This window comes from Shewanella sp. SG44-6 (assembly GCF_014164185.1).
Classification (GTDB): Bacteria; Pseudomonadota; Gammaproteobacteria; order Enterobacterales; family Shewanellaceae; genus Shewanella; species Shewanella vesiculosa.
In genome coordinates this window covers 1-219 of record NZ_JACJER010000384.1, presented here as the reverse complement: position 1 = coordinate 219, position 219 = coordinate 1, and the positions used below count along the sequence as shown (strand labels likewise).

The 219-nt window shown below is 41.6% G+C and carries 1 protein-coding gene; it reads right to left on the bottom strand.

What is annotated here, in order from left to right; all coding sequences use genetic code 11:
- The coding region (locus H5185_RS22665) for a hypothetical protein (protein ID WP_182743397.1) at positions 1-219 on the bottom strand (219 nt) is incomplete at both ends.

Below are 219 nucleotides of genomic sequence, written 5' to 3'. Positions count from 1 at the left end.
TCAAATCCTTTATCAGCCAGCTTTTTAGCTAACATGTAAGGGATTTCAGATTCATCGATACGGGTATCCCATAGACGTTTAATCGAGGGTTGTTGAATTGAAACCTGTGCAACACCATTACCGATAGAATCCAGCACACCCCATTTTTCAAACATATGGTGGCTAGAAGGTAATAACACATCAGCAAACCAACTGAATTCGGACACGTTGGTGGTCACA